The 5,687-nt window shown below is 63.8% G+C and carries 3 protein-coding genes; all 3 read right to left on the bottom strand.

What is annotated here, in order from left to right; translation table 11 throughout:
• Positions 1 to 207: 207 nt before the first annotated feature.
• Positions 208 to 579 (bottom strand): hypothetical protein, encoded by a 372-nt coding sequence (locus OXU43_00430; GenBank protein ID MDD9823645.1) that lies wholly within the window; start codon positions 577 to 579, stop codon positions 208 to 210.
• Between the two features lie 73 nt (positions 580 to 652).
• Positions 653 to 1,954: an ATP-binding protein gene (locus OXU43_00425; protein ID MDD9823644.1), complete on the bottom strand. Its 1,302-nt coding sequence runs from the start codon at positions 1,952 to 1,954 to the stop codon at positions 653 to 655.
• A gap of 51 nt (positions 1,955 to 2,005) precedes the next feature.
• The gene (locus OXU43_00420) at positions 2,006 to 5,338 is read right to left on the bottom strand and encodes an N-6 DNA methylase (GenBank protein MDD9823643.1); all 3,333 of its coding nucleotides are present in this window, start codon (positions 5,336 to 5,338) and stop codon (positions 2,006 to 2,008) included.
• Between the last annotated feature and the right edge of the window lie 349 nt (positions 5,339 to 5,687).

The raw sequence follows: 5,687 nt of genomic DNA, 5'->3' as shown, positions 1-5,687 counted from the left end.
AATGTGCGCGTTCCGCGCTCTATTTGCGCGGGATTCCGGCTTTCGCCGGAATGACAGAAAAAAAACAGGCTGTGTAAAAACTCTATGGGCATCCAGCGAATAAAGCCTACTCCGCCATTCCCATGCCCCCACCTCGCCATTCCTGCGAAAGCAGGAATCCAGCGTATAAAGCGCGCGCTTCGCGCTCCTTGCGGAGGGGCGCGAGCCTCACTTGGGGGACTGGCAGTATTGCCCGGAGAAAAGGTGGCGTTGATTCTCGTTGGAAAAGACTTTTCCCCTGGGGGCGTCCAGAAGCTTCTTATTGCCGATGTCTTCCTGCAATGCTCTGTCATCGGTTGCGATAACGCGAGCGCCGCTGACCCTGGCCAATGCCAGCACATGCAGATCGTTAGACTTGGGCTGGGCCGCTTTGACTACGAGATCCTTCTCGGCATCAATCTGCTCATCGTCTATATCGTCCAATAAATTGTTTCTCCTTACCCTTACGAAAAAATCAATGGCGGCCTGATGCTTCCCGTATTCTTTCTTGAGCTCGCCACATGTGGCGATTCGAATCTTCCTTGCGAGTTGAAGCTTCAAAAATAATTTCGACCGCGGGGTGCGCCTGGAAACCAGTTCCCCCACAACGGAATTATCAACGATGCAGCACATCTCAATCTATTCCCAGAAAGCGCTGATGTTCCTTGATAAAGAAATCGCGGTAACTGTCCGGCGCGTTCCGAAAGTTGCCCTGCTCGTCCAGGGTCATGTTGTAAACCTTTACCTCGCTGCCCTTCCTGGCCCGCTCGAAGTAGAGGATGGATACATCTCCCGCGCCAAGGGGGTGCTCCTTGTCCCGCACGTCTGTCCGCACGCGGTCGAGCAGGTAATCGCTGTGGGTCTCCACAAGGAAGGTGTGCTTGCCTTCCTTTGCCATCCGCCCGAAGAAACTGCCCAGTTCGGCCTGGCCGCGCGGATGCAGGTGGATCTCCGGCTGCTGGATCAAAAAGAGCTCCCGTTCGCGCGCCCGTAGTACATCCACTAATACAGGGAGCATCTGGCCTACCCCGTAACCCATGTCCGAGATCAGGTTGCCGGCGGCGCCGGGGGCGACCTTTAACTCAATCTGAAAAGGGTCGCTGGGGTTTTTCCCATGGCTCCGTATAGAGATGCTCTTGAAAAGATCCAGGGCGGTACCGATCCTGTCCAGCCGCTGCTTGAATTTCCGCCACCCGTCCTTGTCGTACCGGGATAACCTTGCCAGGTACGCCGAAGCATGACTGCCTTCCGGGTCCTCCATATCCTGCACCGGGGTGTATGTCCTCTGGGGCCGCGAACGAATCGGCCCAAGAGCATGGATACTTCCCGAATGGAACGGCGCGCAAATTCCGCGCCATTCTTTGATTGAAAAAGGCCAGTAAAACCCGTTATATGACTCCTTGTACAATTCTTCTAATTTTCGATCACTCTGGCATCCTTGCATGAAAGCATAATACATCGCTAAGTTGGGGGAATTGTCAGTGGGATACTCCTCGGGAGCGAATTCACCGACTGGCACGGAAGCTTCACCGGATGCCGTTTTCAACACCAGCCTGTCTCCCGATAGAGTGGCCCGGAAATCCGGCGCCCAGTAGCGGATTTCCGACAACCTCGGATCAAGGCCGTTTTCTTTACGCGAAAAGTCGAAGCCCCACTCGAAAGAATCCTCGGTCCCGCCTATAGACAACGAGAACCCCTCCGCCTGGCCGCCATTGCCGTCCCTCTTGCGAGCGATCTCCAGGAAGGAGCCCATCTCGAAAGGTCCGCGGTTGAAGCGCACTCCATGCCCAGAAAAAAAACAGAGCAGCGTATGGAGGCACGCCATGACGGTGGTCTTGCCCGTGCTGTTTTCTCCGATCAGCAAGGTCAGAGGGCGGATCTCGATGGGATCGGGTTCTGCGAAGCAACGGATGTTCTTGATCTTGAGCCAGTGCATGACCCGCCCCTCCGGGGGAGAGGGAAAAGTATAGCACGGGGCGCGGCAGGATCAGTCGGAAGCCCGCTCAGGGCTTAGGAGGGGGCGGTCGCCGGCGGCGGCGCGGCGGGGCGGGCGGCGGTCGGCGGCGGAGGGAGCGGGGAGGTGCGCGGCTTGCAGACAGGGGGCGGCGGCGACGGCCTCCAGGGCGGCGTCGAGGGCGGCGGACATTGCCAGGGTGTGCTCCAGGGTCCAAAGCAGTTGCAGCAGGGCGTCGGTGAGGCGGTGATCCCAGGCGCGGGGACGGATGTCGTCCAGGGGGGAGGAGCGGCGGCCCGCGCCGCGCAGAAGGCGGCGCTTGATCCACTGCTGCACGACGCGGTAGCCGGAAACCTCGTAGTTCCACACCTGCGGCGATACGGGACCGAAGCGGCCGGGGCCGATGCGAATCTCGCGGGCGGCGGCATCGTAGCCGCACCGGTCGGGGTAGTCGTCCGCGCCGCCGGGTACGGCCTGGCGGCAACGCGCCTTGCCATGCGCGGGCGGGCTTGCGGCGCGGCGCGCGGCAGCGGGGCGGGCAGCGGGGGCGCCGGGCAGCCCGGATTGAGGGGAGAGGCGGGCGCCCCAGGTGTGCAGCCAGACGAGGTGGCGGCCCAGTTCGGCGGCGCGGCGGAAGAGAGCGAGCTCTTGCGCGATGGGGATGCGCGGGCCGGGGGTTTCCAACTCGGCGGCGTAGCGCCGGGCGTAGCCGGGGGCGGCGAGTAAGGCGTAGCAGTAGGCGTAGAGTTCCGCCGGGGCAATCGAGTCGGCGTAGCGCTCGGCGAGCTGGTCGAGCAGGCCGGGGGTGATGTTGGGATGGGTGGCGGCAGAGTCGCGCCATAGAGGGATGATGTGTTTGGCGCCAAAGGAACCTCGGAAATGATCCAGATCGGGAATCAATTCGGTTGCAACGGCGGCGGGACCTGCGCCAATGACGCCGGTCAACAAACTGGTCATATGGATCTGCGATTCGCTCCATGCACGCAACAGTTCCACACTAATAACGTCGCCAAGGCGGTTATCCAACAGGGCATATCTCCGGTCGAAGGCGCGATAGGCATAAGGATTGATTTTAGGCGCGTGACTGCTCCGTCCAGTCTGCTCAATAGTCTGCATCGGATTGCCGTCCAAATCTCTGTAGGTGCGGTGAATCTTGCGGTCACGAGTCTCCTTGAAAGCGCGCCTCTTCCTTTCGCCTGAAAGAGAGGTCATTTGCTCCCAGCGATCTTGCAGAACCCCCTCGGTTTCTCCGATAGGCCAACCCCTTCCGAATTTTGCGCCCGATTGCTGCCACGGAAAAATATCCGTAAGCGCCGGCCAACTGAAGTAATCGCCCTCGCCCTCCGGCTTGAATGGCGCCTGCCAGCCATCGGGACACTCCCGCCACTCCACATCGGCAAAACTCTCGATGCGCTCCAGCGAAGCCAGCTTCTCCTCGCGCGTACCTTCGAACTTCGCGTAGCGCACTTTTGCGGGCGCGTCGCGGTCGCCGCCGCCTTTGCGCATGCCGACCGCTATGGCGACGGGCGTCCGAATCGCAAAGACATTCTCCGTCTTGCGCGCGCCCAGGCCGCCGCCCTCCAGGTCCAGCAGCCAGAGTTCGTCGAAGGTGCGGCGCATGACCTCGCGCATCCCTACGAAACCGGGACCGGCCAGGTAGGAGGAGGCGGTGATGAAGGAGACGATGCCGCCGTCGGGGTGCGCGTCGAAGAGTTTCCACAAGGCCCAGCGCCAAAAATACACGTAGTCGTTGTAGAGGTTCTTGAGGTGTACGCCGGCCTTGGCCTCGCGGGCCGGGCGCAGGAAGTCCTCCAGGATCGGGGGGCGCTGGCCGACGGCCGCGCCCTCCTCCCGGTCGCCGTGGCGCACCCAGCCGCCTTTGCGGCGGGCGCCTTCGTCGGGGGCGATCTGCTGGCGGTCGTAGGGCGGGTTGCCCAGACAGACCAGGATGGGGGTGGCGCGGTCCTTGACGGCGATGGCTTTGCGTTGCTCCTCCACCAGCGGGCGATGTTGCAGGCTCAGCGCCTCGGGCGGCGTGGTCCAGGGGCTTTGCAGGGTGTCGGCCAGGAACACTTGCAGGCGCCCGCCGGGCAGTTCGCCTTTGGCGCCGCGGATCTCCCGCGCCAGGCGCAGGTGCGTTACGGCGTAGGGGCCGACCAGGCACTCGAAGCCGTACAGGTTGCGGGCGAGCAGGCTGGCGCGGGCGGCGACGGCGCCCGGGCCTTGCCGTTCGCGCACCAGGTCCAGCGCGTGCTGGATGGCCGCCACCAGGTAGGCGCCGGTGCCGGCCGCGGGGTCGAGGAAGGTTACGCCGTCGTCCGCAAAGGCGAGCGGCTTGCCGAAGCGCCCGCGCAACAATTCGGAGACCAGGCGCACCTGGCAACGCACGACCTGCGGCGGCGTGTAATAGACGCCGGAGTTCTTGCGCAACTTGGGGTCGTAGGCGGCGAGAAAATCTTCGTAGAAGTAGAGCCAGGGCTCGCGCTGGTCGGACTTGGCGCCGGCGGCAATGAATGCGCCGGTATCGAGGGCGTTGAGCGAGCGGGTCAACAGGTCCAAGCCTGGGGCGATGTCTTCGCGGGCGGCGTCCTGGCCCAGTACGCGCAGAACCTCGGCGAGCAGGTTGTTGCCTCCCGCCAGGGCGTCGGCCGCGGCGGCGATGGAGCGCACATCGGCGTCCTCCCGTTCCAACCGCGCCAGCAGCAGGGCGTAGGCGAGGCTCTGGGCGTAAGCGTCGGCAAACTCGGCGTCGCTGGCCTCGGGAAACAGCGAGCTGCGCCACTCGGAGGCCAATTGCCTGATGGCGGAATTCTCCCTTTGCAGCGCCTTTTCCACGTCGTCGCGGATGAAGCGGCAGAAGGGGGCGAGAAATTTCGCCAGGCGGCGCGGCTGAACGGGAACGTGCGGCTCCCAGAGCAGAAATGTCCGCAGCAGCTCGCGCAGGCCGGAGGCATCTTCCAGAGGCAACCGCTCCTTGACCAGGGCGCCGTTGCGGTACAGCGCCCACTCGCAACCGTCGGTGTATATCAGGTTGGGCAGATCCCGGAGGCGCTGCCACTGCTCCCGGTCGTGGCCCTTGTAGCGCCGCGGGTTCGCGCCCTTGCCGGGCGCCTTGAGTTCGACATAGCCGCAGAGCAGGCCGCCGACGGACACGCCGATGTCGGGGCGGACGCCAAGGTCGGCGGCCCGCACCTCGGTGGCGGCCCCTACCTTCAGCTTGCAGTCGGCCCCGGCGGCGCGCAACAGGTCAATCACGGGCGGCTTCAATTGATCTTCGGGGTCGGCCTTGATGCGCGGGCGCCGGCCTTCCTCCAGCACCCCGGCCAGGCGCCGCAGGGCCGCGTCCCAATCGGCGCCGGCGTTCACCGGGGAAACTCCCGCACGGCGGGCGGGCCATCGCGTACCGGGCTACAGTGCCGGGATTGCGTGCGCCGGGCCATGCCCCCGCCCTGCCGCGGCAGGCGGCAACCGGAACGATCTATAGCGGCAGTCATGATGGGAAATCGGTAAGTCAAGGGCCGCGCGTATCGCCTGCCCAGGCGCAAAAATGCCAGACTTACGCAGGTATGACAACCGCAGGCAAACGGCGCCAAGCCGTTACGCAATCGAAGGGAAGCACAGCGGCTCTCTCTTATCCGCCATGGATTTCTGCTTTCGTACGCATCACTCCCCCCTTGAGGGGGAGTCGGCAAGACGAGGGCGCAAGCCCGATGTC

This window comes from Gammaproteobacteria bacterium, assembly GCA_028817255.1.
GTDB classification, from domain to species: domain Bacteria; phylum Pseudomonadota; class Gammaproteobacteria; order Porifericomitales; family Porifericomitaceae; genus Porifericomes; species Porifericomes azotivorans.
The sequence above is the reverse complement of the archived record's forward strand: the minus strand, read 5'-3'. Positions and strand labels throughout refer to the sequence as shown.